General features: G+C 72.9%; 24 protein-coding genes and 1 pseudogene. 12 read left to right on the top strand and 13 right to left on the bottom strand.

Features of this window, described 5'->3' with window-relative positions; genetic code table 11:
- Positions 1-67 precede the first annotated feature (67 nt).
- From IE251_RS14420 to cynR, 6 genes are all read right to left on the bottom strand, one after another.
- Positions 68-913: an LLM class flavin-dependent oxidoreductase gene (locus tag IE251_RS14420; RefSeq protein WP_189753305.1), complete on the bottom strand. Its 846-nt coding sequence runs from the start codon at positions 911-913 to the stop codon at positions 68-70.
- Positions 914-1,093: 180 nt separating this feature from the next.
- Entirely contained in the window at positions 1,094-1,993 is a 900-nt protein-coding gene (locus IE251_RS14425) for a class I SAM-dependent methyltransferase (protein ID WP_189753306.1), read from the bottom strand.
- Positions 1,990-2,634, bottom strand: a complete 645-nt coding sequence (locus tag IE251_RS14430; protein ID WP_189753307.1) for a cysteine hydrolase family protein — start codon at positions 2,632-2,634, stop codon at positions 1,990-1,992. Before IE251_RS14430 ends, IE251_RS14425 begins: the two co-directional genes overlap by 4 nt.
- Positions 2,631-3,764, bottom strand: a complete 1,134-nt coding sequence (locus IE251_RS14435; protein WP_229896757.1) for an isocitrate/isopropylmalate family dehydrogenase — start codon at positions 3,762-3,764, stop codon at positions 2,631-2,633. The genes IE251_RS14430 and IE251_RS14435 overlap by 4 nt, the downstream gene beginning before the upstream one ends.
- The gene (locus IE251_RS14440) at positions 3,761-4,297 is read right to left on the bottom strand and encodes an EF-hand domain-containing protein (RefSeq protein WP_189753308.1); all 537 of its coding nucleotides are present in this window, start codon (positions 4,295-4,297) and stop codon (positions 3,761-3,763) included. The genes IE251_RS14435 and IE251_RS14440 overlap by 4 nt, the downstream gene beginning before the upstream one ends.
- Before the next feature lie 293 nt (positions 4,298-4,590).
- Positions 4,591-5,481: a transcriptional regulator CynR gene (gene cynR, locus IE251_RS14445; RefSeq protein ID WP_189753309.1), complete on the bottom strand. Its 891-nt coding sequence runs from the start codon at positions 5,479-5,481 to the stop codon at positions 4,591-4,593.
- A 147-nt stretch (positions 5,482-5,628) separates the two neighbouring features.
- On the opposite strand from cynR, the pseudogene IE251_RS14450 reads away from it, so the two are divergent.
- From IE251_RS14450 to IE251_RS14475, 6 genes and pseudogenes are all read left to right on the top strand, one after another.
- Positions 5,629-6,227 (top strand): annotated as a pseudogene (locus IE251_RS14450) (carbonic anhydrase).
- Positions 6,228-6,279: 52 nt separating this feature from the next.
- Positions 6,280-6,750 carry a cyanase gene (gene cynS / locus IE251_RS14455; RefSeq protein ID WP_189753310.1) on the top strand — a complete coding sequence of 157 codons (471 nt, stop codon included), beginning with the start codon at positions 6,280-6,282 and terminating at the stop codon, positions 6,748-6,750.
- Between the two features lie 126 nt (positions 6,751-6,876).
- A complete protein-coding gene (locus IE251_RS14460) occupies positions 6,877-7,851 on the top strand; it encodes an L-threonylcarbamoyladenylate synthase (protein WP_189753311.1) in 975 nt (324 codons plus the stop codon).
- Between the two features lie 507 nt (positions 7,852-8,358).
- Complete coding sequence (locus IE251_RS14465; protein ID WP_229896758.1) at positions 8,359-9,792, top strand: uracil-xanthine permease family protein; 1,434 nt, start codon at positions 8,359-8,361, stop codon at positions 9,790-9,792.
- On the top strand, positions 9,789-11,225 hold the full coding sequence (locus IE251_RS14470; RefSeq protein WP_189753313.1) for an amidohydrolase family protein: 1,437 nt from the start codon (positions 9,789-9,791) through the stop codon (positions 11,223-11,225). Before IE251_RS14465 ends, IE251_RS14470 begins: the two co-directional genes overlap by 4 nt.
- A complete protein-coding gene (locus IE251_RS14475; protein WP_189753314.1) occupies positions 11,222-11,932 on the top strand; it encodes a sulfite exporter TauE/SafE family protein in 711 nt (236 codons plus the stop codon). The genes IE251_RS14470 and IE251_RS14475 overlap by 4 nt, the downstream gene beginning before the upstream one ends.
- Before the next feature lie 24 nt (positions 11,933-11,956).
- On the opposite strand, the gene IE251_RS14480 is transcribed toward IE251_RS14475, so the two are convergent.
- Positions 11,957-12,997, bottom strand: a complete 1,041-nt coding sequence (locus IE251_RS14480) for a LacI family DNA-binding transcriptional regulator (RefSeq protein ID WP_189753315.1) — start codon at positions 12,995-12,997, stop codon at positions 11,957-11,959.
- A gap of 158 nt (positions 12,998-13,155) precedes the next feature.
- Here IE251_RS14480 and IE251_RS14485 point away from each other — a divergent pair, with 158 nt between their 5' ends.
- Entirely contained in the window at positions 13,156-13,752 is a 597-nt protein-coding gene (locus tag IE251_RS14485; protein WP_189753316.1) for a GNAT family N-acetyltransferase, read from the top strand.
- Between the two features lie 36 nt (positions 13,753-13,788).
- On the opposite strand, the gene IE251_RS14490 is transcribed toward IE251_RS14485, so the two are convergent.
- Genes IE251_RS14490 through IE251_RS14505 form a run of 4 tightly spaced genes read right to left on the bottom strand, consistent with a single transcriptional unit; the run spans position 13,789 to position 16,521 of the window.
- Entirely contained in the window at positions 13,789-14,079 is a 291-nt protein-coding gene (locus tag IE251_RS14490; protein WP_189753317.1) for a lasso peptide biosynthesis PqqD family chaperone, read from the bottom strand.
- A complete protein-coding gene (locus IE251_RS14495; protein ID WP_307784798.1) occupies positions 14,079-14,528 on the bottom strand; it encodes a lasso peptide biosynthesis B2 protein in 450 nt (149 codons plus the stop codon). The genes IE251_RS14490 and IE251_RS14495 overlap by 1 nt, the downstream gene beginning before the upstream one ends.
- A gap of 21 nt (positions 14,529-14,549) precedes the next feature.
- Positions 14,550-16,385, bottom strand: a complete 1,836-nt coding sequence (locus IE251_RS14500; protein ID WP_189753318.1) for an asparagine synthase-related protein — start codon at positions 16,383-16,385, stop codon at positions 14,550-14,552.
- 10 nt (positions 16,386-16,395) lie between these two features.
- Positions 16,396-16,521: a lasso RiPP family leader peptide-containing protein gene (locus IE251_RS14505; RefSeq protein WP_189753319.1), complete on the bottom strand. Its 126-nt coding sequence runs from the start codon at positions 16,519-16,521 to the stop codon at positions 16,396-16,398.
- Positions 16,522-16,789: 268 nt separating this feature from the next.
- On the opposite strand from IE251_RS14505, the gene IE251_RS14510 reads away from it, so the two are divergent.
- The 4 genes from IE251_RS14510 to IE251_RS14525 all read left to right on the top strand — a co-directional run bounded on the left by IE251_RS14510 (position 16,790) and on the right by IE251_RS14525 (position 20,939).
- A complete protein-coding gene (locus IE251_RS14510) occupies positions 16,790-17,674 on the top strand; it encodes a tetratricopeptide repeat protein (protein ID WP_229896765.1) in 885 nt (294 codons plus the stop codon).
- Between the two features lie 118 nt (positions 17,675-17,792).
- Positions 17,793-19,220, top strand: coding sequence for an FG-GAP-like repeat-containing protein (locus IE251_RS14515; protein ID WP_189753320.1), 1,428 nt, complete (start codon positions 17,793-17,795; stop codon positions 19,218-19,220).
- A gap of 173 nt (positions 19,221-19,393) precedes the next feature.
- Positions 19,394-19,699: a hypothetical protein gene (locus IE251_RS14520; RefSeq protein WP_189753321.1), complete on the top strand. Its 306-nt coding sequence runs from the start codon at positions 19,394-19,396 to the stop codon at positions 19,697-19,699.
- Positions 19,700-20,054: 355 nt separating this feature from the next.
- Positions 20,055-20,939 (top strand): DUF5995 family protein, encoded by an 885-nt coding sequence (locus tag IE251_RS14525; protein WP_189753322.1) that lies wholly within the window; start codon positions 20,055-20,057, stop codon positions 20,937-20,939.
- An 80-nt stretch (positions 20,940-21,019) separates the two neighbouring features.
- On the opposite strand, the gene IE251_RS14530 is transcribed toward IE251_RS14525, so the two are convergent.
- Both IE251_RS14530 and IE251_RS14535 read right to left on the bottom strand, forming a co-directional pair.
- Positions 21,020-21,526, bottom strand: a complete 507-nt coding sequence (locus IE251_RS14530) for an MSMEG_6728 family protein (protein WP_189753323.1) — start codon at positions 21,524-21,526, stop codon at positions 21,020-21,022.
- Positions 21,527-21,648: 122 nt separating this feature from the next.
- Positions 21,649-23,280: a flavin-containing monooxygenase gene (locus tag IE251_RS14535; protein ID WP_189753324.1), complete on the bottom strand. Its 1,632-nt coding sequence runs from the start codon at positions 23,278-23,280 to the stop codon at positions 21,649-21,651.
- A 267-nt stretch (positions 23,281-23,547) separates the two neighbouring features.
- Here IE251_RS14535 and IE251_RS14540 point away from each other — a divergent pair, with 267 nt between their 5' ends.
- Positions 23,548-25,074 (top strand): alpha/beta hydrolase domain-containing protein, encoded by a 1,527-nt coding sequence (locus tag IE251_RS14540; protein ID WP_229896759.1) that lies wholly within the window; start codon positions 23,548-23,550, stop codon positions 25,072-25,074.
- Positions 25,075-25,098: the final 24 nt, after the last annotated feature.

Consider the following 25,098-nt stretch of genomic DNA (forward strand, 5'->3'; position numbering starts at 1 on the left):
GCCGGTTCCCCGGCCGGGCGTGCTCTCAAGGTCGGCCGCGTGGTGGTCCTGTGCATGTCCCAGGCCCTCAGACGACGTCGGCGAGGCGGTCCACCTGGTCGGGGTCGAGGCCGTAGCAGTAGAGCATGACCTCGTCGGCGCCCAGGTCGCCGAAGGCGGTGATCGCGGCGCGGATCTCGGAGGGTGTGGTGAGCAGCCCGGCGACCATGCGGTCGGCCATGCCGGTGAAGGTGTAGTAGGCGTGCATGGCGGCCCGGGCGTCGGCGACGACCTCGTCGGGGCCGAGCGCGACATTGACCTGTGCGACCATGCGGGGTTCGCCGTCGCGGCCGTACTCCTTCCAGAACGCGCGGACGGTCTCGAACATGCCGCCCGCCCAGGCCGGTGCCGCGGCGGAGAGGAAGCCGTCGCCCCAGCGTGCGACGCGTTCCAGCGCGGGGGGCTGGAAGCCGCCGAACAGCACCTCGGGGCCGCCGGGCCGGGCGGGAGCGGGGCCGATCGGGCCGGCCCCGTCGCCGTACGGCCGGCCGGACCACAGGCGGCGCAGCACCGCCATCTGTTCGTCCAGGCGCCGGCCCCGGGTGCGCTTGTCGATGCCGGTGACCTGGTGATCGTCGTCCCGGCCGCCGATGCCGAGGCCGAGGACCAGGCGGCCACCGGTCATCCGGTCCAGCGTGGCGGCCTGCTTGGCCAGGAGGGCGGTGTCCCGCAGCGGGGCGAGGAGCACCTCGGTCTGGATCCGGACGCGGGAGGTCGCGCCCGCGAGAACGGCGAGGGCCACCAGGGGCTCGGGGTTGTGGTAGACGAGCCGGTCGAGCAGGCCGAGCGTGCTGAAAGGACCGGCGTCGGCGCGCCGGGCCCAGGTGAGCAGAGTGGTGGGGTCGCCGATGGGCAGGCCGATACCGACGTTCATGAAGGAGCCTCCGAAAGGAAGGAAGGGTCGACAAAGACAACTGCCGCCCCTCCGGCACCTCGGGGAGGTGGGACGCTCCCGCTCTGCGGCGTATTTCCGGGGGAGCTTCTCGTCGAAGTGTCCTCACCCTAGGACAGCCGACTTCCGGCAGCAATCCAATTCCGGCCACGCGCCCGCCCGTTACCGAGTTCCCGGGCCGGGCGGGAGTGGGGGACGGGTGGCGAAGCACCAGCGGTTGGCCGCCAAGGCGTCGTCCGGTTCGGGGCGGGGGCCACGGCCGTGTACGGCGGTGAAGTCGAACGGCGTGCGGGCGGTCACCGTCCAGCCGCGCGCGGTGAGGTCGCCCGCCGTGTCGGGACGTGGCCCGCCGTCGAACAGGGCGAGCAGGTCGATGCCGGCCCGCTGCCGGGCGGCGGCGTAGACCGGACTGGCCCGTACCCGCGGTGCCTCGACGCCCGGTTTCACCTCGTAGGCCAGGGAACTGCCCGGGGCGCTCAGCCGGTCGATCGTGTCCACGAGGCGGCGCTCGGCCGCCGCCGGGAGGTAGAGCAGCAGCCCCTCGGCGAGCCACGCGGTGGGCGCGGCGGCGTGGAAACCCGCCGCCCGCAGAGCCTCGGACCAGTCGAGCCGGAGATCGGCCGCCAGGACCCGGCGCCGGGCCGTGGGGACGGCGCCGACCCGGTCGAGCACCGCTTGTTTGAACGTCAGCATCCCGGCGGTGTCCACCTCGTGGACCACACAGCCCGGCGGCCAGTCGAGCCGGAACGCCCGGCAGTCCAGGCCCGCCCCCAGCAGGACCACCTGCCGCACGCCCTGGCGCGCCGCGCGGAGCAGGTGGTCGTCCAGGACGCGGGTGCGCAGGCCGAAGTACCGCCCGAGCCGGCCCCACAGCGGGTCGGCCTCGCCGGCGGGCACCTGTTCCGGGCGGACCGGCCAGCCGGCCGAGGCCGGCGCTGCGCGCACGAAGTGCTCCGCGAACGGATCTTGGGCCAGGGCGTCGGGACGATGGGTCTCGATGGCCCGGGCCGCGGCCACCAGCAGGGCCGTGCGGCCCACACCCGCCGCGACGGCGGGGTTCACTCCGGCGGCCGCGCGGACGTCTCCTCCTCGGCCCGGTACACCGGTGCGGTCCACGCCCGGGGGTCGTCCGCGGTGATGGTCCGGGCGCCGTAGACGAGCCGCATGAACCTCAGCACCGCGTCGTACGGCAGGTGCAGCGCGGCCGTGCAGTCCGTCAGGACGGTCACGTGGAAGCCCTTCTGGAACGCCGTGCGGGCGGTGGTGTCCACGCACACGTCCGCGTACAGCCCGGCGAGGACCACATGGCTCACGCCCCGCGCGCCGAGGTACTCCTCGAAGCCGTCGGACAGGAAGGCGTCGAAGCAGGCGCGTTTGGTGAACACCCGCTCGCCCGGGGCCGGGACGACGGCGTGGAACCGCGCGCCCCATGAGCCCTCCAGGCACTTGGGCCGCTTGCCGAGCGTACGGTCCCGCAACCGCCAGCCGGGGCCCTGGTGTTCGGGGTCGCCGACGAAGCGTACGAAGAGCACCTCCACGCCCGTCTCGCGCGCCCGGGCCACCGCCCGGACACAGCCGGCGACGGCCCGTTCCATCACGGCCATGTCCTTGCCGAAGCGGGCCAGGGCCGCCGGGCCGGCGCAGAAGTCGTTCTGCAGGTCCACGACCAGCAGGGCCGTCCTGTCCGGTTCCGCGCTGGTCATGACCCGCCGACCAGGACGTCGCCTCTCGGGGCCCCGCCGGTTCGGGAGGCGTCGAGCAGGGAGAGCAGGGCGTCGACCACGGCGCTGGTGGAGTGCCGCCCGCCGAGGTCCGGGGTGCGTACGCCCCGCTCGTCCAGGGCGCGCAGGGCCTGCTCGGTGGCCCGTACCGCTCCGGGGCATCCGGCGTGGCGTTCCGCGACGAGCGCCGCGGCGCGGATCGTCGCGACCGGGTTGACGAGGTCCCGGCCCGCCAGGTCGTCGGCGGATCCGTGGACCGTCTGGTACTCGACCAGGCCGGACAGCCCGGGATCGAGGCAGACGTTCTCGGTGCACCGGCTCTCCTGCCGGCCGGAACCGAACCGGTCGAGCAGCACGACGTGCATGATGTCGGCCCACTCGTTCCCGGCGACGATCAGCGCCCGCTCGGGCAGCCCGTGGGTGATCAGATCGCGGTTGACCGTGTCCGGCTGGAACAGGTCGACGCGTATGCCGAGCCGGTCCGCGAGTCCGGCCACCCAGGCGTCGAGGGCGCCGTCCAGCAGGTGGAACTTGTAGGCCATGACGATGCGGTCGGGCGGTCCGTCCGGCCACTCGCGCCGGGCCCGGCGCAGGGCGTACGTGACCACGGCCTCGGTGATCTCCCGGCTGAAGGTCATGGTGCGGGTGACCTCGCCCTGCGTGTGCCGGTTGTCCCCGGTGTAGAACCCCTGGGCCTGGTCCCGCACCAGCAGCAGCGAGCGGCCGGCGCCGGTGAGGAGATCGACCTTCACGGAGCGCAGCCGCTGCCGGACAAGGTAGAGCGACTGGGCGTTGACGGCGGTGCGGAAGACCGCCCGGACGCCCCGCGCGGCCAGGGTGCGGCAGAACCGCTCGTAGTGGTCCGCGTCCTCGGCGGTCAGCGCCTGGATCCTGGCCACGTCCCCTTCGGCGCGCAGCGACCGGTACGAGTGGTAGAGGCGGGGGGAGCGCTCGATCGCCACGCCGTGCGGAAGCCCGGCGGTCAACGCGCCGAGCACCCGCTCGAAGACGTCCGCGACCTCGGGCCCGGTGCCCCGGCCCACCGCCAGTCCGACAACGGGCCGCACGGTGCCCGGTTCCCCTGCGGGCGCGGCGACTTGGGGGAGGCTCATCGGACGGTGCCCGCGGTGAGGTGGTCGCCGGGGATGCCGGACTTCTCCGGGCGGTAGTAGTCCCGGATGCCGTCCGCCCAGGTGGTCACGGGGACGCGGTCGCCGTCGACGGGCTGGAAGGCGTCGAACAGGGCGTCGATGTTGGGGCGCTGGAATCCGATGGCCGTCATCAGGGCGGTGAAGTGCGCGCGTTCGACGAGGCCGTCACCGTCCGGGTCGCCGATGGTGGCGAGGGCGTCCGCGAACTCGTCGACCGTGGCGTCGAACCGCTCCGGGTCGAGCACGACCGCGGCGAACTCCTCGGGGCTCACGCGCCCGTCACCGTCGGCGTCCAGTTCCTGGAGGAGTGTCTGCCAGTAGCCGCGGAAGGCGTCGAGCAGCCTGCTCTTCGCGCTGTCGCCGGCCTCGGGCACCGCCGCGATGACCCGCGTGCCCATCAGCTCGAAGTCGTCCGCTTCGAGGACGCCGTTGCCGTCGGCGTCGAACAGGGAGAAGACGAGCTGGACGCGGTCGTTCGCCTCGGTGGTGGGCATGGTGTGTCCCCTTACGACGGAAGAGCGGTTCGGCGGATGACCGAAGGGCTGTCGGGAGCGTTGAAGAGCCGCCCGGCGGACGCCGGCGGATCCCGGCCCTGCGGCCCGACCACTATCGGCACGCCCCTGCCGCCCCGGCGCGGAAAGCCGGGCGCGTGCACACGAAAGGAGGGAATCCGCGGGCCGGCGCATGAAACGCCGCCATCCTGGAAAGCACCCCCGGCCACCACCCGTGACCAGGCCCGGTGACCCCGCCCCGACACCCGCCGGAATCACCCCGTCGGCCATGGACCTCACCCGCGCGTGCGGACGAGATCGTGGGTGAGGTCGGTGAAGGCGCGCGCGGCGGCGCTCTGGTAGGCGTCGGTGCGGGTGAGGAGCGCGACGGTGCGCACCGGCAGGGGCGGGTCGAGGGGGACGAGGGTGAGGTGGGGGTGGTCGTGGGCGATGGCGTCGGGGAGGACGGTGGCCAGCGTGGTGCGCTGGACGATCGCGGTGAGGGCCTGGATGGAGTTGGCCTCCACCGCCGTGCGGGGGCTGATGCCGTGCCGGGCGAAGTAGTCGTCGATGTGGGTACGGGTGGCGAAGTCGCCGGTGAGCAGGGCCAGTTGCATCCGGGTGAGGTTCTCCACGGGCAGTGCGCGGTGATCGTCGGCGCCATGACGGGCGCTGGTGACCAGGGTGAGGGCCTCGGTGAACAGTTCGGTGGCGGTGATGCCGGGCAGGTGGGTTCCGGTGAAGGCGATGCCGAGGTCGATCTCGTCGGCGAGCAGACCGGCCTCGATGCGGTCCTGGGTCATCTCCCGCAGGGTCAGGGTGATGCCGGGGTGGCGGCTGTGGAGCTCGGCGGCGAGCGGGCCGGTGAGGTACGCGGTGAAGGTGGGGGTGACGGCGAGGCGCAGATGGCCGCGGGTGAGGTCCCGCACGTCGTGGACGGCCCGCTCGGCGGCGGCGAGGTCGCGCAGGGCACGGCGGGCGTGGTGGGCGTACGCCTCGCCGGCGTCCGTCAGGCGCACGCTACGGCCGGTGCGGTCCAGCAGCTGCGCACCCAGCAACCGCTCGAGCTGCTTGATCTGCTGGGAGAGCGTGGGCTGGGAGACGTGCAGCTCTTCGGCGGCGCGGGTGAAGGTGCCGTTCTCCACCACGGCGAGCAGATAGCGCAGATGACGCAGTTCCAGGGCCATACCGCGACTATAGGTGACGACTATAGGGGCTAGGTCCAGCAAGTCTTGGACGCTATAGCTGCCGGTCGTGCAGGGTGGGATGCGCCAGCCCGACAGGGGCGGCGATCCCGTCCGAGGGAGTGACCCGAGGCGAAGGGAAGTGACCCCGTGCATGATCTCGCCGAGGGCGTCGCGCGGTTCCAGCGGGACGTCTTCCCGGCCGAGGAGGGGCCTCTTCGCCCGCTTGGCCGGTCAGCACAGCCCGCACACCCTGTTCATCAGCTGCTCGGACGCCCGTGTCGTCCCGGAGCTGATCACCGGCAGTGAACCGGGCGAGCTGTTCGTCGTCCGCACCGCCGGCAACCTCCGCCCACGGCCCCTGTCCGGACGGGGTCGCGGCGAGCGTCGAGTACGTCGAGTACGCCGTCGCGGTCCTGGGTGTCCGGGACGTCGTGGTGTGCGGTCGTTCGGCGTGCGGCGCGATGACCGCCCTCGCCCGGCGCCACGACCTGTCCGGCACCCAGGCGGTCGCCGGCCGGCTGCGGCATGCCGACGCCTCCCAGGCCCGTGCGACCCGGGCCGGCGACGTCGACGCGCTGGTACGGCACAACGTGCTCGCGCAACTGGCCGACCTGGCCACCCACCCCTCGGTCGCCCGCGCCCTGGCGCAGCGGACGCTCACCCCGCACGGCTGGGTCTACGACATCCCCACCGGCCGTGTCGACGTCCTCACCCCCACCGGTCACCCGACCGCCCTGGCGTCCTGACCTCCCCTTCTCGCGGACTCCCCGCGACGAACCCGTAAGGAATGTGATTCCCATGGTGCACGCCCAGTTCGACCCCGCCGCCCGTCAGGCCCTCGCCGTGAAGGCGGTCGAGGCCAAGACGCGCAAGAACCTGTCCTGGGAGCGGATCGCCGAGGCCTCGGGTCTGTCGGTGGCCTTCACCACCGCCGCCCTGCTCGGCCAGCACGCCCTGCCGGAAGAGCCGGCCAAGGCCGTCGCGAAGCTGCTGGACCTGGACGAGGAGGCGGTGATGCTCCTGCAGACCATCCCCACCCGCGGCTCCATCCCCGGCGGCATCCCCACCGACCCGACGATCTACCGCTTCTACGAGATGCTCCAGGTCTACGGCACCACCCTGAAGGCACTCGTCCACGAGCAGTTCGGTGACGGCATCATCTCCGCGATCAACTTCAAGCTGGACGTGAAGAAGGTCGCCGACCCCGAGGGCGGCGAGCGCGCGGTCATCACCCTGGACGGCAAGTACCTGCCGACCAAGCCCTTCTGAGTACTCGCTCCGCACGGAGACCGCCCCGGCGGAGCCGCAGGCCCCGCGTGACCCGGACATGCCGAGACAGGGGGTCGCGCGGTGCCGTCGGCCGGGGCCCGGCGGAGCGGTGAGAGAATTGCCGGCGTGAAGGCAACAACCAGTGACATCGAGAAGGCGGCCGAGGTGCTGCGCGCCGGGGGCCTGGTGGCCCTCCCGACGGAGACCGTCTACGGTCTGGGCGCCAACGCCGAAGACCCCGCCGCCGTCTCGCGCATCTTCCAGGTCAAGGGGCGCCCGCCCACCCACCCGCTGATCGTCCACATCGGTGGCGCGGAACATCTGGACGAGTGGGTCGAAGAGGTGCCCGCGACGGCGCGCCTGCTGGCCGAGCACTTCTGGCCGGGTCCCCTCACCCTGGTCCTGCGGCGCGGCCGGCGGGTGCCCCTGGAAGCGACCGGCGGCCTGGAGACGGTGGCCGTGCGCGTGCCCGACCACCCGGTGGCACTCGCGCTGCTGGCGGCCTTCGGCGGCGGTGTCACGGCTCCGTCCGCCAACCGCTTCGGCTCGGTCAGCCCCACCACGGCGCACCACGTCCGCGCGGAGCTCGGTGAGGGCGTCGACTTCGTGCTCGACGGCGGCCCCTGCGAGGTCGGCGTCGAGTCGACCATCGTCGACGCCACGGGCGAGGTCCCGGCCATCCTCCGGCCCGGCGGAGTGACCCGTGAGGACCTCGAAGCGGTGCTGGGGCGCCCGGTCGCCGTCCCCGCCACGAGCCAGGTCCGGGTGCCCGGCCAGCACCCGTCGCACTACGCGCCGCGGGCGCGGGTCGTCCTCGTCGAGCCGGAGAAGGTCGTCGCCGAGGCGGAGCAGGCGCAGGAGCTGGGACACCGGGTGGGTGTCCTGCTTCCCGCCCCGTTCGCCGGTGCCTCGGTGAAGACGCACGTCGTGGAGACCGTCCCCGATTCGATGGCCGACTACGCGCGCGGGCTGTACGGGCTCCTGCGCGAGCTCGACCAGCGGGGGTGCGACCTCATCGTGGCGTCCCTGCCGGCGGAGGAGGGACTGGGACTCGCGATCGCCAACCGGCTCCGGCGCGCCGCGGGACCCCGGCCTTCCTGACCGACCGTTCCAAAACCAGGTGCCGGGGGCGTCCCGGGCCGGACGCTTCCCGAGGCGGATAGCCGGAGCCGGCCGGACGGACGAGCCGGCGCGGGCCTCCTGGCGGCTTCGGGCCGTCCAGGCGAAGGCCGGCTCGACAGCGAAGCGGCTCCTGCCGAGGCAGGAGCCGCTTCGCTGTGCCGCCCCGGCGGCTGACGCCGGCCGAACTGCGGCGTCGCCGGGGCGAGTCGGCCGGTGCGGCCACCCTTGACGGCGGATCGACGGGCTCACATACTGACGGCCGAATCGATGGCCAAATCGATTTGGCTCACCGTCCGGGGCCGGATCGCGGCTGAAATCCGAGCGTGTCGTACGACCGAACGGAGCCCGAACGTGTCCAGTCCCCGCCAGAGCCGCCGTCCCGGCGTCGGCCAACCGCCCGCCCCCGGCCGGACCCCAGCCCCGGCCCCCGCCATGACCCCGGTTACCGATCCCACCGATGCCCATCCCCCCGGCGCCCACCCTCCCGTGGACGCCGGCGCCGACCAAACCGGCTGCCCGGCCGGTGACGACCGCCACTCCTCGGCCGGTGACGTCACCCGCTCCTCGGCCGGTGACGCCACCCGGCCCGGGACCCACCCCGTGGACGAGGCGCGACCTCTGGGCCGGATCCTGCTCTTCGGCATCCAGCACGTCCTGGTCATGGCCGCCACCCCCATCTCGGCGATCTTCCTGATGAGCGCCACCCTCCGGCTCGGCAGCGAGCTGACCGTCGACCTGCTCTCCGCGGCCTTCGTACTGTCCGGCATCGGATCGCTGATCCAGTCGCTAGGACCGTGGAAGGTCGGGCCGCGGCTGCCGTTCATGATGCTGCCGGGCGGCGCGCCGCTCATCCTCTTCCTCGCGATCGCCGAACAGCACGGCCTGCCCACCGCCACCGGCTCGGTGATCCTGACGGCGCTGTTCTCCCTCGTCGTCCTGCCGGTCTTCACCCGGCTGCTCAGGTTCTTCCCCGCCCTCGTCATCGGCACCATGATCGTCATCGTCGGGGTCAACCTGGTGAAGGTCGGCGCGGTGCTCGTCACCGGACAACCCGGCACGCCCGGCTTCGCCGACCCCGTCAACCTCGGTCTCGGCATGGCGACGATCGGGTTCACCGTCGTCTTCCACCTGCTCTTCACCGGCGTCCTGCGGCAGCTCGCCGTGATGCTCGGCCTGCTAGCCGGTGCCGCGCTCGCCGCCGTGACCGGCGCGATCGACGCGAGCGGTGCCGGCGGCGGCGGGCTGGTCAGCCTGCCGCGGCCGGCGCCCTTCGGCTCACCCGTGTTCCATCTCGTCGCCGCGCTGCCGCTGCTGCTCTACAGCCTGGCCTCCATGGCGGAGGCCACCGGCCAGACGGTCATCAACGCCGAGGCCGTCGGCAAGAAGATCGACCGTCGCACCGACGTGCCGAAGACCGTCCGCGGTGACGCGCTCACCTCACTCCTCGGCGCGTTCTTCGGACTGCCGCTCATGGTCACCAGCGGGGAGAACATCGGGATCGTCCGCGTCACCGGCGTCCGCAGCCGGTTCGTCACCGCCGCGGCCGGCGTCGTCCTCGTCGTCATCGGTTTCCTCGCCCCCGTCACCCGCGCGATCAGCGTCATCCCGTCCGCGGTCGTCGGCGGCACCGCCATGGTCGTCTTCGCCGTCGTCACCGTGCTCGGCATCCAGACGCTCGGCCGCTCCGACCTCGACCGGCACACCAGCACCTTCATCTGCGCGGTCGCCCTGGCGCTGGGGCTGCTGCCGATCCTCGTGCCCGGCGTGTACGGCCACTTCCCGCCGAGCGTCCGCATCCTCCTGGACAGCGGCGTCGCGGTCGGCGCGTTCGTCGCCGCCGTCCTCAACATCCTCTTCCACCACATCAGGCCGGGCATCGCCGCCCGGCTGACCGTCGTACGCACGGAAGGCGACCGATGAACCAGCCCGAGCGCGAACTCCTCACCGGCCCCGGTCCGCTCCTCCTCGTACCGGACGTGGTCCTGCTGCCGGAAGGCCCCGTCGACGACCTTGCCGTCGTGATCGACGACGGCTGCTTCGAGGCCGTCGGACCGGCGGACGAACTGGAGCGCGCCCATCCGAGATCGCGGGCCGTGCGACTGCCCGGCCGGCTGCTGATGCCCGGCTTCGTCGACGCCCACCACCACCTCACCCAGAGCTTCGGCGCCGCGCTCGCCTTCGGGGAACCCTCGGAGATCTTCCGCCGGGTGTGGGTGCCGCTGGAAGGCGCGCTGGACGAGGAGTCGGCCTACACCGCGGCCAAGCTGGCCGCCCTCGAAGCACTGCGCGGGGGCTTCACCACCGTCGCCGACGCCGGCACCCGCGCCGGCGTGGACGTCGACGTGGTGGCGTCGGCCGCGCGCGACGCCGGGATCCGCTGCGTACTGGGACTCGTCTGCGACGACGCGAACGACGCGAACGACGAGAAGAGCGGCGGCGGTGCCCCGGCGGAGGACCCGGCCGTGCTGCGGAGCGCGGAGAAGCACCTCGCCCGTTACGCCGGCGACCCGCTCGTCCACGCCTCCCTCGCCCTCTCCATCCCCGAGGCGGCCACCGAACGCACCCTGCGCGCCACCGCCCGCCTGGCCGCCGAGTCCGGCGCGGTCGTACAGATCCATGTGAACGAGCACCTGGCCGGCGTGGAACGCTCCCTGGTACGGCACGGACTGCGGCCCCTGGAGCACCTGCACCGCATCGGCGCGCTCGGCCCCCAGCTGCTCGCCGCGCACGCCGCGCTCCTCACCCCGCACGAGCTGACCCTCCTCGCCGACACGGGCACCGCCGTCAGCTACAACCCCGTCGCCAGCGCGTGGAAGGGCAACGCGGTGGCGCCCGCGACCGCCATGGCCGAGCGAGGCATCCGCTTCGGCCTCGGCACCGACGGCACCCGCGGCGACGGCTTCCGGCTCGCGGAGGCCGCCGAGTTCGCCCAGCGGCTGGCGTACGGGCTGAGCACCGGCGACTCCTCCTGCGGCGCCGGCTGGACATGGCTGGAGACCGCCACCCGGGGAGGCGCCGACGCCGTCGGCCTCGGCGCCCGCACCGGCACCGTCGCCCGGGGCCTGGCGGCGGACTTCCTCCTCGTCGACATCGGCACCCCGGAGCTGGCCCTCTCCTGGGACCTGCCCTGGGAGCTGGTACGGCGCGGCAACCGGGACCAGATCACGGCCGTCTTCGTCGCCGGGCGGCTGCGCGTGTGGCACGGCCGGCCGGCCGACTGGGACGGGGCCGCGCTGGTGCGGCGCGCCGCGGAACTGGCCCGTGCCACCGTCGGCAAGGCGGACATCACCCGGGCGCACCGCACCTCCACCGAGGCGCGGGCACTGCGCCGGGCGCGGGGGGCGGCGCGGTGACGGTCCAGACGCTCACGGTCCTCGCCCTCACGGTGGCCGTGGCCGCGTTCGTCCAGGGCAGCAGCGGGCTCGGCTTCGCACTCATCGTCGCGCCGGTGGCCGGGATGCTCGATCCCCACCTGGTCCCGGTCTTCGTCCTGGCGTCGATGATCCCGCTCAACCTGTACGTCGCCTGGCGCGAGAGGGCATCGCTCGATCTGCGCGGCGCGGGCTGGATCACCGGGGCGAGGCTCGCCGCCACCCCGGCCGGGCTGGCGGTGCTCTGGATGGTCCCCGAACGCGGCCTCGGTGTGTTCGTGGGCGTCTCCACCGTGCTCGCGGCCGTCGTGAGCCTGGCCGCGCCCGTGTTCACCCCCGGCCGGGCCGCCTACGTCGGAGCGGGCGCGGTGACCGGACTGACGGAGACCGCGACCGGTGTCGGCGGGCCTCCGCTCGCGCTGGTCTACCAGCACCGGCCGCCCGCCGAACTGCGCTCCACCGTCGCCGCGTGCTTCCTCGTCGGCGAAGTCGCCTCCCTGGCGCTGCTGTTCGGAACCGGGAAGGCGCAGGCGGCGGAGCTCGGCCAGGCCGCCCTGCTGCTGCCGGCGACCGCCGCCGGCGCGTGGCTCAGCCGGCTGGTGCACCACCGGCTGGACGCACGCAGGATGCGCCTGTTCGTCCTCGTCTTCGCACTGGTCTCCGGGCTCGTCCTGGTGCTCGGGGCCTGACGGCGCCCCGGACCGGTCCGGGCTTCAGGTCCGGGCGGCCCGGACGGACGACGCCCGGGCGATCACCCGCGGTTCGGGGGGCACCGCCACCGACGGTACGGCGGTGTCCCCGCGCAGCCGCCCCAGCAGCAGCTCCACCGCGTCGGACGCCGCCCGGTCCAGGTGCAGATCGACCGCCGTGAGCGGCGGTTCGCAGGTGCGGGCACGCAGGCCGTCGTAGCGGGTCACCACCATGACGTCGTCCGGTACGGACCGCCCGCTGTCCCGGATCGCCCGGACCGCACCCACCGCGAAGGCATCCACCAGCGCGCAGACCGCGTCGATGCCGGGATGCTCGGCGAGCAGGGCGGCGCACCGCTCGTATCCCGCCCGCTCTCCGCCGGACTCGGCGGCCCGCGCCAGGATCGGTGTCCAGCCGTACTCCTCGGCGAGCCGCTCGTACGCGGCGATCGCGTCCACGGACGAGTGCCGCGCACCGGCGCCCACGATCAGCGCCGGCCGGACGGCGCCCTGCTCGCGCAGGTGCCGCAGCAGCAGCTCCGCGACCAGCCGGCCGCGCAGATCGACGTACGGGGTGTCCTCCTCGGGCGACACCGGCCGGCCGAGCGCCACGTACGGCAGCCCGCGCTCACGCAGCTGGGCCGCCGCCGCGTCCTCGACGTCCGGCTCGACCACGATGGCCCCGTCGATGTCGACGGAGTACAGCGCCGAGCCCGATTGCACGGGCGGTACGAGCACGAGCGCGTAGTCGTGCAGCAGGGCGCGCTCCGCGGCGGCCGCCGCGACCTCCATGTAGAACCCGAGCCGGGACGGCCCGCCCGCCACCGCGAACGGCATCGAGGAGGCGAGCGCGATCACCTTCGCCTGCCCGCGCCGCAGCCGCTGTGCCCGGAGGTTGGGCCGGTAACCGAGATCGGCCGCGACCTGCCGGATGCGCTCCCTCGTCCGGGGGTCGACCTTGCCGAGCCCATTGAGCGCATGGGACACGGTCGTACGCGAAACCCCGGCGACGCGAGCGACATCCGCGATCGTCGGCGGCTTCGGACCGGAGACGGAGGCAGCCATCTGCGCGGACACTCCTCACTGACAAAAACCCTTGACCCGCCCATCTTCCCCGACCCCGCCTTCCCGTCCACCCTTCCCCCGGCCCCCACGCCCCCCTCGCCAACGGGCGGTCCCCGGAGGGCCGCTGAGCGACAGGTCCCCGGTGGCATGATGCCCCGATGATCTCTTCGACACCTGCCGTGGTGCCCGCGGGCCGGATGAGCCGGGGCGGACAACCCGTGTTCCGGCTCGCAGGGGATGTGGAACTGCGTCCATGGCGGCAAGACGATGCCCAGACCCTCGTGGATGCCAGTCTCGATCCGGACATTCAGCAGTGGAGCCGGCCGGGGCGTGACGTCTCCCTTCAGGACGCCCGAGCGAGGATCGCACGCTGGCATGAGCGATGGACGTCCGAGCAGGCGGCGATCTGGGCCATCGCGCGCCCTGGTGAGCGACCCATGGGGTTGATCGGTTGGGGGGACGTCGATCTCCGGGGCGGAAGCGCCGAGATCCTGTACTGGCTGCTGCCGGCCGGCCGTGGCGGCGGCGTCATGACCGACGCCGTCGTGCGTCTCAGCCGGTGGGCCATGGACGACCTGGGCCTGCACCGGCTGCGCCTCACCCACTCCGTGGCCAACCCGGCGTCCTGCCGGGTGGCCACGAGGACCGGCTTCGCCTTGGAAGGCACTATGCGTCGTGCCCTCCTGCACGCGGACGGGTGGCACGACGAGCATCTTCATGCCCGGGTACGAGGTGACGAGTGGCCCGCTGAATGAGGCCGGCCGGGCTTGGGGGCTCGGCCCGGGGCGCCGTTATCCGGTGGGCCGGCCGGTGTCCGGGGCGGAGTCCAGGAGGCCGGCGGAGCGGAGTCGTTCGAGGAAGGTGCGGACGTCGGATTCCGCCTGTTCGCGTCCGATGCCGTAACGGGACACCAGATGCTCCGCGGTCGTGCGGGGGTCCGACCCCCGCGCGAGGTGCTCCAGGATCGCCGCCGCGGTGGTGTTCAGCTGCCAGTACCGTCCGCCGCGCTCGTCCAGCAGGACCAGCCCGTCGTCGGTCGCGACGGTCGTCACGTGCGGGTGCAGTCGTGCTCTGCGTGTCATCAACGGCCTTCCCCGGCCCCGGAGCGGCTTTCGACCGTGATCAGCGGCCGCCACAGGGTGGTGTCCGTGCTTTCCCCGACCGCGGTCCCCTCCGCCTCCACCCAGGCGTGCGCGCGGAAAGGCATCGTACGGACCCCGACCCGCCACGTCGGCCACGCGCCCCGCGCACGGCACAGCAGGGCGATGGCCACGGACCGCTGGAGACAGCCGTCACCGGCGCACATGACGCTCACCCTGAGCACCGCCGCTCGCGCGGCCTCCGCCTCGCCGTAGGTCGCCGGTCTCGCTCCCTTGGCCAAGCGGGTCAGCACGCGCCGCACGTCGTGGGGCGGCCGGCGTGTCAGGAGGCGTGCCGCGCCGACGGCCAGTACCGCGCACAGATGCCGTCCCGGGGTCAGGGGCGGCTGATCACCGGGCCGCGCCAGGGCCGCACCTCTCGCTTTCCTCACGTTGTTCCTCCGGTAGGTGTGTCATGGGCCGGGACCGCCGGTCACGGTGCCGCGAGGCGTGGGCGACACACGGCCACGCAGCCAGGATTCGCAGTTCAGCGTCAGGATGAGGGCGGCCGGCAGGGGACCCGGCCGCTGCGGGGCCAGGCACGCCTGTCGCAGTTCCCCGGCGTCGATCAGTCCCATCCGGGCCAGCCGCGAGTCGTCGCACAGCGCCGCGAGCCTCCGACGCTGACCGCGCAGGCCGGTGTGGACGTCCTCGGCCATGTCGTTCTTCGTGGAACGCTGGAGCATTCCGTGGGGCACGGTCCGGGCCAGGGCCTCCCGCAGGAGCGGTTTGAACTCCCAGGGACTGGAGCGTTCCTCGGGGCGGGTCGCCAGGCAGATCTCCACCACACGGTCGTCGAGGTAGGGCGCGGCGGTCCGCACACCCGCCTCGGCCGTCAGCTGGCCGACCAGCCGGGCGATCCGGCCGGACGTCCTGATGTTCTCCAGGGCCAGGTGCTGGGTACGGGTCTCGGCCAGCGGCCGGGCATGGCGGGCCGCGTCGGACAGGGCGTCCGCGACCGCCTGTGCGGCCGGCGCGGTGATCCACGGAGGGAGCCGCAGGGCCTGGTGCCAGAGCGGCGGGGGAACGCGCCACTGGCCGGGCATCGGCGAACGCAGGTGCCGGGCGCTGTGCGCCAGCCAGGCCCCGTACGAGCGGCGGTCGCCGACCAGCTGCCAGGTCTGCCGCACCGACCACCGCCGCAACCCCCTCTGCCCGGACAGGTGGTTGAGGGCCGACAAGGGGTGTTGCCGGATCAGCGTGTGCACATAGGACGGCGGCGCTGTCAGGACCTCGTCACCGCCGTGGCCCGTCAGATGCAGCCGGGAGCCCGCCGACCGGGCGAGGCGCGCCAGTTCCAGGAAGCGCGCGCTCTGCAGGCCCTGGAACGGCTCGTCATGGCGGGGGCGGGTGTCGAAGAGCCCTTCCAGGGCATGGGGCAGTCCGTCCGCGCCGATCAGCCTGTGGTCGGCTCCCGGCATGTGACCAGCGGCCCGCACCGCCGCTGCCGTGTCGTCGTCCTCACTGGTGAGACCGGTGAGGGTGAGGGCGACGAGCCGGGTCGCCCGCTGCCACGCCAGATAGGCGACCGGGGTGGAGTCGAGTCCGCCGGACAGGTCGCAGCTGACGACCGGGCCGCCCGTCTCGACTCGGGCGTGCACGGCGGTGGAGAGAGCCTCACACAGCAGGACGGCGGCCTGGGCCCGCGTCAACTCGGGGTGGGGCGGGGTCCATCGCCGCCCGGTGCGTGTCCTGCCGTCCGGGGTCAGTTCGAGGAAGTGGTCCCCGGGCAGCGATCGGACGCCCTGCCACACGGTCGTCTCCGACAGGGGGTGCGGCACGCCGGGGAGGAGGAGCCGCAGGGCCAGTGCGGTCTCGTCCAGCGCGGTGGCGCCGGCGGCCAGGAGGTCCGCGCGATTCGCCGCCCGCGACCTCGTGTCGTGGAAGAGCCGTCGGGTGTGGGCCAACGTGCCCCAGGCGCGGACCGTTCCGCCGGACGAGACGACGACATGATGGCTGCCGGGGAGCCCCGACGCGGCCCGCTGCATGTCCGCCGGCGTCCGTGAGCCGGCCAGGCGGCTCTCCAGCAGGCGCCGGTCCACCGGGCAGAAGCCCAGCACCGCGACGGTTCCCGCAGGGGTACGGCTCACCAGGAGCCGGTCACCGTGGAGCGCGCCGACGATCAGCGGCCGTCCCGACGGATGAGTGGCCAGGACCCCGGTGCCCGGGGCGGTGGGGGAGGGGACGCCGTCGCGATCGGGAAGGATGACGAACTCGCCCTCACCGCCCGGCTCGTGCGTGTCCGGCACGGCCAGGGCCTCAGTCCCACAGCCAGATGCTGTCCCAGGTCCGGGAACCGATGCCGTTCGTCAGCTCGGCGAACTCCCCGAGTTCCACCATCATCGGGGACTCGTACTCCTCACCCGTCACTTCCTGGTCGTCCATTTCGTTCCTCCTTCCAGCGGCCCACGGGAAGCCGCTACGGGGGCCTGGTGCGGCCCGGTGCCATGAAGGGCAAGGACAATCCTTCCGCACGAACAAGCCGGGCAGGACCGGAATGTGACTACCTTTCGTGTCCAGTCCGCTTCTTTCTGTATATAGGTCAGAAGTGCGACCTCTGAAGTGTCCGGGCGTGAGCGATGCCCGAGCGCATCGGGTGATGGCGCACTGCGGGGGCAGTCCGTCGGCAGCCGTGCATTATCTGGCGGGTGCCATGGCCTCCGCACCTGAGAACCCCGAACCGTACGCGGCTCTTGCCGAGTTGTGGAGGGACAAGCCGTCGGAGCTGGCCGAGGCCGTCCAGGGGGCCGGCTCCTTGAGGACCGTACTGGCGCAGTCGTACGTCAACTTCCTTCGGGGCGACATGGACGGCGCGGCGCTGGCGATGGGATCGGTCACGGGTGTGCGACCCGACATCGCCTGGGCCGACGCCCCCTGGTTCAGCGACGAACGATTCCTCGGTGCGGTGAGTGCCGACGCGCTGGCCGAGGCCGCGATGCGGACGATGGACTACGGCCATGATCTGGACACCGAAACCATGCGGGAACGCTTTCGGCCCTGGTTCCAAGCCGTCGACGTGGTGTCTGCCCGCGAGCCGTTGCCGGAGGCGTTGGCCAAGATGGCGATCCTGCTGCGGGCATGCGGTCTCACCGATGCCTCGTTCGCCCTGTGCGACCAGGCGGACTCCGTCGAACGGATCATGCTGACGGAAGTCGTGCGAGCGGGCACGTGGCGCAAGGTGGGTGACTATCAGCAGACCGTGGCGGCGTTCGAGCGCGCTCTCGCCCTGGAACCGGCCAACTGGTCGCTCTGTCTCGATCTGGCCGATGTGCATGCGGAGCGGGGCGACTTCACCTCCGCGGTCCGGCTGGTCGATCAGGGCCTGCGGCACGAGCCGGCTGAGCTCTCCCTGCGCGCGGCCGGGGCCGCCTACCGTGCACGGCTGACCGGCTCGGTCACCGATCTGCGCGAACTCGTCGAACTGGCCCGGGAAATACCGAACGACTCGTACCGGAACCTGCTGATCGACCACGCGTGTGCCGGTCCCGCGCTGCCTGCCGAACTCGTGGCCGAGGCCCGGCACATCCGGAACGAATGAGGCTCCGCTGGATGGACGGCGCCGGCCGGGGGCCGTTGCGGGCCGCTACGCGCGTGGGCCCTACGATGCCCTGACTGCGGCGCACGCCAGGTGCGCCGTGTGGGAGGGGATCCGGTTCATGGTGAACAGATATCACTGGCGCGGCGGTTGGAGATCGGGGGCGCTCCTGATCGCCGCCGTCATGGGCGCTCCGCTGCTGTCGGCCACGCCCGCGGCGGCCGTGCACGGGGCGGTGCCCGGAGATTTCAACGGCGATGGTTACCGCGACGCCGTGTTGCCCGCGCCCGGGGCGAACGTCGCCGGTAAGGCGGGAGCCGGCGCCGTGGTCGTGCTCTACGGCTCGAAGTCGGGGCTGTCGACGTCCCGGCGGGCGACCATCACGCAGAACACCGCGGGGGTGCCGGGCGCGGCGGAGACGGACGACGGGTTCGGTGCCGCCACCGCGACGGCCGACCTGAACCGGGACGGCTACGCGGACCTGGTGGTCTCCACCCCCTACGAGGACACCCCGAGGGGCAGGGACGCCGGCATGGTGACGGTCCTGTGGGGCGGCAAGAAGGGGCTGACCTCCGGCACCGACCTGCCGGCGACCACCGCGGGCAGCTACTACGGCCTCGACGTGGCCGCGCTGAGCAGCGGCCCGGGCGAGAGGACAGAGGTGCTCGTCGCCGGGTACGAGGGGGCGATGAGCTTCACCGGGCCGTTCAGCAGCAAGGGCACCTACGGCCGAGCCCTGGAGAACCGGGAGACGGCCAGCGTCGGAAGCGTCGCGCTGGGTGATTTCAACCGAGGGGGCTTCCCCGAGGAGGTGGTCGTCACCGTCCGGCTGAGCGAACTGAGCGGCGGGTCGGTGTACATCGACCCCGTCATCGGGGGTGAGCAGCAGAAGGGCAACGGCCTGATCGCGGCCACCGGGGACGTCAACGGCGACGGATACGCCGATCTCGTCGTCGGAGACCCGGACGAGCCGGACAAGACGGGAGCCGACGGCGCGCTCGGCGGCCGGGTACTGCTGTGGTACGGCTCGGCGCACGGCATCGCGCGGGACGCGAAACCCGTGCAACTGACCCAGGACACGCCCGGTGTCCCCGGCGCGAGCGAGAAGTACGACGAATTCGGCGGCGCCCTCACGGTGGCCGATCTGAACCGGGACGGGCTGGCGGACATCGTGGTCGGCGCGCCGCTGGAGGACACGGGCAGGCGGAACGCCGGGCAGGTGACGGTCATCCCCGGCCGCCGGACGGGGGCCCTGGGCGGTGGCGCCTACGCCTTCACCCAGAACACCGCGAACATCCCTGACGCCGATGAGTCCGAGGACGCGTTCGGCAGCACCGTGGCCGTCGGTGACATCAACAAGGACGGCAAGCCCGAACTCCTCATCAGCGCGGCCGAGGAGAACTTCTCCACCGGCGCGGTCTGGGTCCTCCCCGGCGGCACCGGCGGCCCCACCGCCAAGGGCAGCCGCATGATCACCGCCGCGTCCGTCGGCTTCCCGCAGAAAGAGAACACTCACCTCGGCGGTTACGGACTCCTCGGAGTGATCTGACCGGGTGCCTGCGCGGCGTCGTCCCGACGGCGGCACGCCCAACCCGGTGCCGGATGTCGCGAAGCGCTTGCCGCCGACGTCGACGGCTGCTGCACTGAAGGAATCAACCGGCCATACCGCCCATACGGAAGGCTTGCGTTGAAGCGCATCGCGACACCCGACCAGGAGATGACATGAAGCGCTTGACCTCCATGCTGTCCGCGGCAGCCCTCACCGGGACGGCCCTGATCGGCTTCTCCATCGCGTCCGCGGCCCCGGCCGACGCGGCGGTGCGGAACGTCCAGAGCGTCCAGAGCTGCTACGACTATCTGCGCGATCACAACTACCGGCTGACGGACGTCCGCATCAAGGCGTGCTACGAGGGCGCCAAGGGCGGGGCCACCCCCATCGCCAACTGCGTGCGGATGATGCTGGAGGCAGACGTGACGGATCCCGGGGTCGCTCGGGGGGCGTGCAACGCGGCAGCGGCCCGCGCCTGACCTCAGGGAAAGCAGCCGGCGGAGCCCGGCCCCCGGCGTTCCGACGGTGGGTCGCAGGACATCCGGTACGGCAGGCGCGGTAAGCGTAAGTAGTCCCTTCCGGCGGACTCGGACGACAACAGCCGCGCCGGCCTCCGCCGTCGGGCCGCCGGGGCCAGCAGCGTCAGCAGTCCGTCCCAGGCGCCGCCCATCGTGCCGCCGCACCAGGACGCGCCTTCCCCCGCCGCGTGGTTCCCGCACGCGCGGGGCCGGCTGTCGGCTCCCCTCCGTCCTTGCCGGCCGTAACCTCGCGTCCCTCGGTCTCGTTCCAGCAGGCGACACATCCACCGTCCGGCAGTACGGGGAGGGACGAGCCATGGGCCGTCGGCCGCGCGGAATCCGTACGTGGACGGCCGTCGCCATGGCGGCCGTCATCGCCCTGAGCGGCGGCACCGCCTCCGCCGCCACGCCGGTCCCGGTCACGGCCGGGCCCCTGGTGTGCCAGGGGCCGGTCATCCGGTGTGTGCAGGACGCGCGCCGCACCCTGGAGGGGATCCGGGACCGGCTGGGCTGCGACCACCGCGCCCCCTTCCCCGCCATCTACGTCCACCTCGAGCGCTCGCTGGAGACGGCGGTCGCCCACGGCGAACCGTTCGACGAGCCGTCCTGGCTCGCCGGCAGCCTCAACACCGGCTTCGTCAACCTGTATCTCGACGCCTACGAGGCCGACCGCGCGGGACGCCCCGTACCGGCCGCCTGGCACGCGGCGTTCGCGGCGGCGCGCACCGCCGATGTCAACGCCGGGCAGGACGTGCTCCTGGGAGCCAACGCGCACATCCAGCGCGACATGCCGTACGTCCTCGCCGCCCTCGGACTCACCCGTCCCGGAGGGGGCACGCGCAAGCCCGACTACGACCGCTTCCAGGCGGTCCTGGACCGTGCCTACGGCCCCGCCGTCCAGGACGTCGCCGACCGCTACGACCTGCTCGTCGCCCTCGCCGACGACCGCTGGAACCCCATCGCCGGCCTCACCGGCCGGGAACTGTTCCGATCCTGGCGCGCCCAGGCGTGGGAGCACGCCCGGCAACTCGTCGACGCCCCCGACCAGGCCGCCCGTGACCGCGTCGCCCGCGGGATCGAGACGAACGCCGCGCGATGGGCGCGACTGCTGAGCGCTGTCCGCATCCCCGGCTACCGGACGGTCCGCGACGACTACTGCCGGACACACACCGGTCGCGGGCTCGCGCCGACCCGCCCGTAGAAGACCGAAGTCCCGCGGCGCGCCCCGCTCTCGTGGGCCCGCCGGACGCCCCGGTGGGAACCGCCCACTCCGGCAAGCCACTACGGCGCCGACGGGCCCGGCGGGATGCCGGCCGTCCCGTCGGCCCCGCGGTCGGAGGACGGCCACACGTAGGGGAGGTCGTCGGGGACGCCGGGGAAGAGGTCCGCGTAGGTCTCCGGGTCCTTGCGGACGAGCGCGGACTGGTGGCTGCGGTGGAAGGCGGCGTCGCCGAGCCATGGCGGCAGTTCCCCCGCGCGGGCGAGCGCGGCCTGGTCGCGTACGTGAGCGCCGGGATGGGTGCCGGCGTAGTCGGCGACCAGTGAGGCGGCGCAGCTGTCCTGGTGTCCCTGTTCCCGCCACACCCGGCAGATCTCCAGCCCGTAGCGGACCAGGGCCTCCTCGTAGCCGCTCCACATCCGCACGGCCGGGTGCCTGCGCCAGCCGTAGCCGGGCACGGTCAGCCCGCGCAGGACCTGGAGCGCCTCGACCCGCTGCTTGCCCAGGCGGCGGCGGTCCAGGAGCAGGGCGGAGCGCCGGAAGTCGGAGTCGGGCAGGAACGTCTGCATGGTGCTCCCTGGATGCGGTGGCCGGTGCCGTGCACCCGTCTCCCTTCCCGCTCCGCCGCACCTGACGGATGCGCCGTCGGCCGAACGGGTCAGGCGCGCCGCCGTGGCAACGGCCGTTGCCCTCAGGGGCGGGAAGAGAGGGCGAAGCCGGTGTAGCCGTCGCGGGCGACGGCGTCGCACTCCTCCCGGTACCGGTCGAGCCCGCCCGCGTAGGCGAGGAACACCCGGGGTTTGCCCGGGACGTTCGCTCCCGTGTACCAGGAGTCCACCGCCGGATAGAGCGTACGGTCGGCGACCCCGGCCACGTGGACGCCCCAGTCCGCCTCCGCGTCCGGGAGGGCGTCGATCTCCGTGACGCCGTTGCGCCGCAGGTGGGCGATGCAGTCGGTGATCCACTCGACCTGCTGTTCCAGGGACACCGCGATGTTGGTGAGCACGGACGGGCTGAGCGGCCCCAGGACGGTGAAGAGGTTGGGGAAGCCGGCCGAGACGAGTCCCAGATGGCTCCGGGGACCCTGCGCCCACCTGTCCCGGAGGGTCACGCCGCCCTTGCCCACGATGTCGATGGCGAGCTGGGAGCCGGTCAGGGCGTCGAAGCCGGTGGCGAAGACGATCACGTCCAGGGCGTGCTCCCCGTCCGAGGTCCGGATGCCCCGGGGGGTGATCGTCTCGATCGGGGTCGTGCGCAGGTCGACCAGCGTCACGTGCGGCCGGTTGTAGGTGGCGTAGTAATCGGTGCCCAGGCAGGGGCGCTTGGTCGCGAACGGGTAGGTGCGCGGGGAGAGCAGTTCGGCCGTCGCGGGGTCGGTGACGATCGACCGGATCTTGGCACGGACGAACTCCGCCACGGTCTCGTTGGCCTTCTCGTCGGTCAGGATGTCGGTGTAGGTGCGCAGCAGTCCGTTCAGGAAGCCCGTGTTCCAGGCGGCTTCGTAGGCGGCCGTGCGTTCGGTCTCGTCCGCCTCCAGGGCCGACCGGGTGGGCGGTTCGAAGACGGTTCCGCCCCGGGACAGCCGCTGGGCGCGCCGGAACTCGGGGTAGCGGGCCTTGAACCGTGCGGTCTCCGCGGACGGCAGCGGGCGGTTGTGCGCCGGCAGCACGTAGGCCGGGGTGCGCTGGAAGACGGTGAGGGAAGCCGCCTCGTCGGCGATGACGGGGATGGCCTGGACGCCTGAGCACCCGGTACCGATCACGGCGACCCGCTTGCCGGCGAAGGAGATGTCCTCGCGCGGCCACCGGGCAGTGTGGTGGACGGCGCCCGCGAAGCTGTCGGCGCCGGGTATCCCGGGATCCTTGGGGACCGACATGCAGCCCGTCGCCAGGATGACGAACCGCGCGGTGACGGTCCGTCCGGTGTCCGTGGAGAGCCGCCAGAGGTGACTGTCCTGGTCGTACACGGCGCGGGTGACCCGGGTGCGCAGGATGACGTCCCCGCGCAGGCCGAAACGGTCGGCGACGTGGTGGATGTAGCGCAGGATCTCCGGCTGGGAGGCGTAACGCTCGCTCCACTCCCACTCCTGGTCCAGTTCCGGGGAGAAGGAATAGGAGTAGGACATGCTCTCGATGTCGCAGCGGGCTCCGGGATAGCGGTTCCAGTACCAGGTGCCGCCGATGTCGTCACCGGCTTCCAGGACCACCGTCGACAGGCCGAGCCGCCGCAGCCGGTGGAGCTGGTAGAGGCCGGAAAGCCCGGCGCCTACGACGACGGCGTCGAACGGGTGCGCTGCGACCGGCGGGCCGGGCGTGCTGACCATCGGGTCTCCTGTTCTTCCGGACCGCCTCGCGGGTCACCTCGTCGTACGACACCGGGTCCACGAGCGGCCGCGCTGCCTTTACCGAAGACTCGAAAGTAAAGAGATGGTCAATCAACCGTCAAGGAGATCGGGGTGATTGACCTGAACCAGCCGACCGGTCACCGCCCTTGGAACACCGGTGGATTCACCGATGGCAGCCCGCCACCGTTCCTCGAAACTGCGGTCTCAGCCCCTTGGGAACCCGCATTCACGGAGGCAACCGTGCGCATGCTCGCCCGACCATCCCGGCGGTCCGTCACCGCCATCCTGCTGGGGACGCTGCTGTGCGGCGGCCTCCTCGGCACTCCGCCGGCCACCGCGGCCGCGGCCTCCGCCGCCGGGGCCGCGAGCCCCACCGTCACCGTCCCGCCCGCCGGCGGCCACGGCTTCCCGTTCCTCGCCGCGGCGGAGGACCTCGGCTCGTTCGGCTACACCGAGAGTGAGTACTTCATCTCGGGCACCGCCACGTCGTACGCCAAGTCCGGCCTGTGGACCTCGGACGGCCGGTGGAACGTCCGCGCGTCCGCCACCGCCCCGTACAAGAGCCGCCTGCTGGTGCGCCGCCCCGTCGACCCGGCGAAGTTCAACGGCACGGTGGTCGTGGAATGGCTCAACGTCAGCGGCCAGCTCGACCTCTCCCCGGACTACTGGTTCGAACGGGACGAACTGCTGCGCCAGGGCTACGCCTGGGTGGGCGTCTCGGCGCAGGCCGTCGGCGTCAACGGCGGGCTGGGCGAGATCAAGGGCCTGAAGGGCTGGGACCCGGCGCGGTACGGCAGCCTGGTCCACCCCGGTGACGCCTTCGCCTACGACATCTTCTCCCAGGCGGGCCAGGCGCTGCGCACCCCGGACGGGCCCGACCCGCTCGGCGGGCTCCCGGTCCGGACGCTGCTCGCCGACGGCGAGTCCCAGTCGGCGGGCTTCATGACGACGTACGCCAACGCCGTCCAGCCGGTGTCCGGGGTCTACGACGGCTTCATGGTGCACAGCAACAGCGCGATCGCCGCGCCGATCAGCGGCGTGCTCGCCGACACCCTGCGGATGCCGAACCCGTCCCGGATCCGGACCGACCTGCCGGTGCCCACGTTCGTCGTGCTCACCGAGACCGACGTGCCGGGCGCCGCGATCGCACGGCAGCCGGACACCGACGGCGTCGTGCACTGGGAGCTGGCCGGCACCGCGCACGGCGACCAGTGGGCCTACGACGCGGGCGAGGCCACCGTGCGCAAGTCGGCGGGCGAGGCCGCGCCGTCGGCCGACTGCGCCGCCGGTTCGGCCCCCTTCAACGACGGGCCCGGCCACTGGGCGATGAACGCGGCGCTGCGCCACCTGGCCGACTGGGCGCGAGGCGGCGCGCGGCCGCCGAGCGGGCAGCCGCTGAGCACCGTCCTGCGCGACCCGGCCACCGGCCTGGCCACCGGCGGGGTCCGCCTGCCGGACGTCACGGTGCCCACCCGTACCCTCACCGGTGCGCGCGACACCACCGGCAGCGGTGTCTTCTGCGGCCTGTACGGCGCCCGTGACCCGTGGAACGGCGACACCGACGCCTGGGACCGGCACAACGACGGCGACCCGTCCGACCCGAACTTCCCGCCCACCCCCGAACCGGTGCTCAGCCGGCTCTACCCGACCCACACCGACTACGTGGACAAGGTGCGCACGGCCGCGCGGACGTCCGTCGACGCCGGATACCTGCTGCCGGAGGACGCGGCGGCCATCGTCGCCGCCGCGCAGGACTCGGGCATCGGCGGCTGACCCACCGGCCGCCCGGCCGTCCCC

It is taken from the genome of Streptomyces eurythermus, from assembly GCF_014649115.1.
Lineage (GTDB): Bacteria > Actinomycetota > Actinomycetes > Streptomycetales > Streptomycetaceae > Streptomyces > Streptomyces eurythermus.

Bases quoted from the DNA above. Each gene is read 5' to 3' on its own strand.
- IE251_RS14420 (WP_189753305.1), bottom strand. From the start codon at position 913: ATGAACGTCGGTATCGGCCTGCCCATCGGCGACCCCACCACTCTGCTC.
- IE251_RS14430 (WP_189753307.1), bottom strand. From the start codon at position 2,634: ATGACCAGCGCGGAACCGGACAGGACGGCCCTGCTGGTCGTGGACCTG.
- IE251_RS14435 (WP_229896757.1), bottom strand. From the start codon at position 3,764: ATGAGCCTCCCCCAAGTCGCCGCGCCCGCAGGGGAACCGGGCACCGTG.
- IE251_RS14440 (WP_189753308.1), bottom strand. From the start codon at position 4,297: ATGCCCACCACCGAGGCGAACGACCGCGTCCAGCTCGTCTTCTCCCTG.
- cynR (WP_189753309.1), bottom strand. From the start codon at position 5,481: ATGGCCCTGGAACTGCGTCATCTGCGCTATCTGCTCGCCGTGGTGGAG.
- cynS (WP_189753310.1), top strand. From the start codon at position 6,280: ATGGTGCACGCCCAGTTCGACCCCGCCGCCCGTCAGGCCCTCGCCGTG.
- IE251_RS14470 (WP_189753313.1), top strand. From the start codon at position 9,789: ATGAACCAGCCCGAGCGCGAACTCCTCACCGGCCCCGGTCCGCTCCTC.
- IE251_RS14480 (WP_189753315.1), bottom strand. From the start codon at position 12,997: ATGGCTGCCTCCGTCTCCGGTCCGAAGCCGCCGACGATCGCGGATGTC.
- IE251_RS14485 (WP_189753316.1), top strand. From the start codon at position 13,156: ATGATCTCTTCGACACCTGCCGTGGTGCCCGCGGGCCGGATGAGCCGG.
- IE251_RS14490 (WP_189753317.1), bottom strand. From the start codon at position 14,079: ATGACACGCAGAGCACGACTGCACCCGCACGTGACGACCGTCGCGACC.
- IE251_RS14505 (WP_189753319.1), bottom strand. From the start codon at position 16,521: ATGGACGACCAGGAAGTGACGGGTGAGGAGTACGAGTCCCCGATGATG.
- IE251_RS14510 (WP_229896765.1), top strand. From the start codon at position 16,790: ATGGCCTCCGCACCTGAGAACCCCGAACCGTACGCGGCTCTTGCCGAG.
- IE251_RS14515 (WP_189753320.1), top strand. From the start codon at position 17,793: ATGGTGAACAGATATCACTGGCGCGGCGGTTGGAGATCGGGGGCGCTC.
- IE251_RS14520 (WP_189753321.1), top strand. From the start codon at position 19,394: ATGAAGCGCTTGACCTCCATGCTGTCCGCGGCAGCCCTCACCGGGACG.
- IE251_RS14525 (WP_189753322.1), top strand. From the start codon at position 20,055: ATGGGCCGTCGGCCGCGCGGAATCCGTACGTGGACGGCCGTCGCCATG.
- IE251_RS14530 (WP_189753323.1), bottom strand. From the start codon at position 21,526: ATGCAGACGTTCCTGCCCGACTCCGACTTCCGGCGCTCCGCCCTGCTC.
- IE251_RS14535 (WP_189753324.1), bottom strand. From the start codon at position 23,280: ATGGTCAGCACGCCCGGCCCGCCGGTCGCAGCGCACCCGTTCGACGCC.
- IE251_RS14540 (WP_229896759.1), top strand. From the start codon at position 23,548: ATGCTCGCCCGACCATCCCGGCGGTCCGTCACCGCCATCCTGCTGGGG.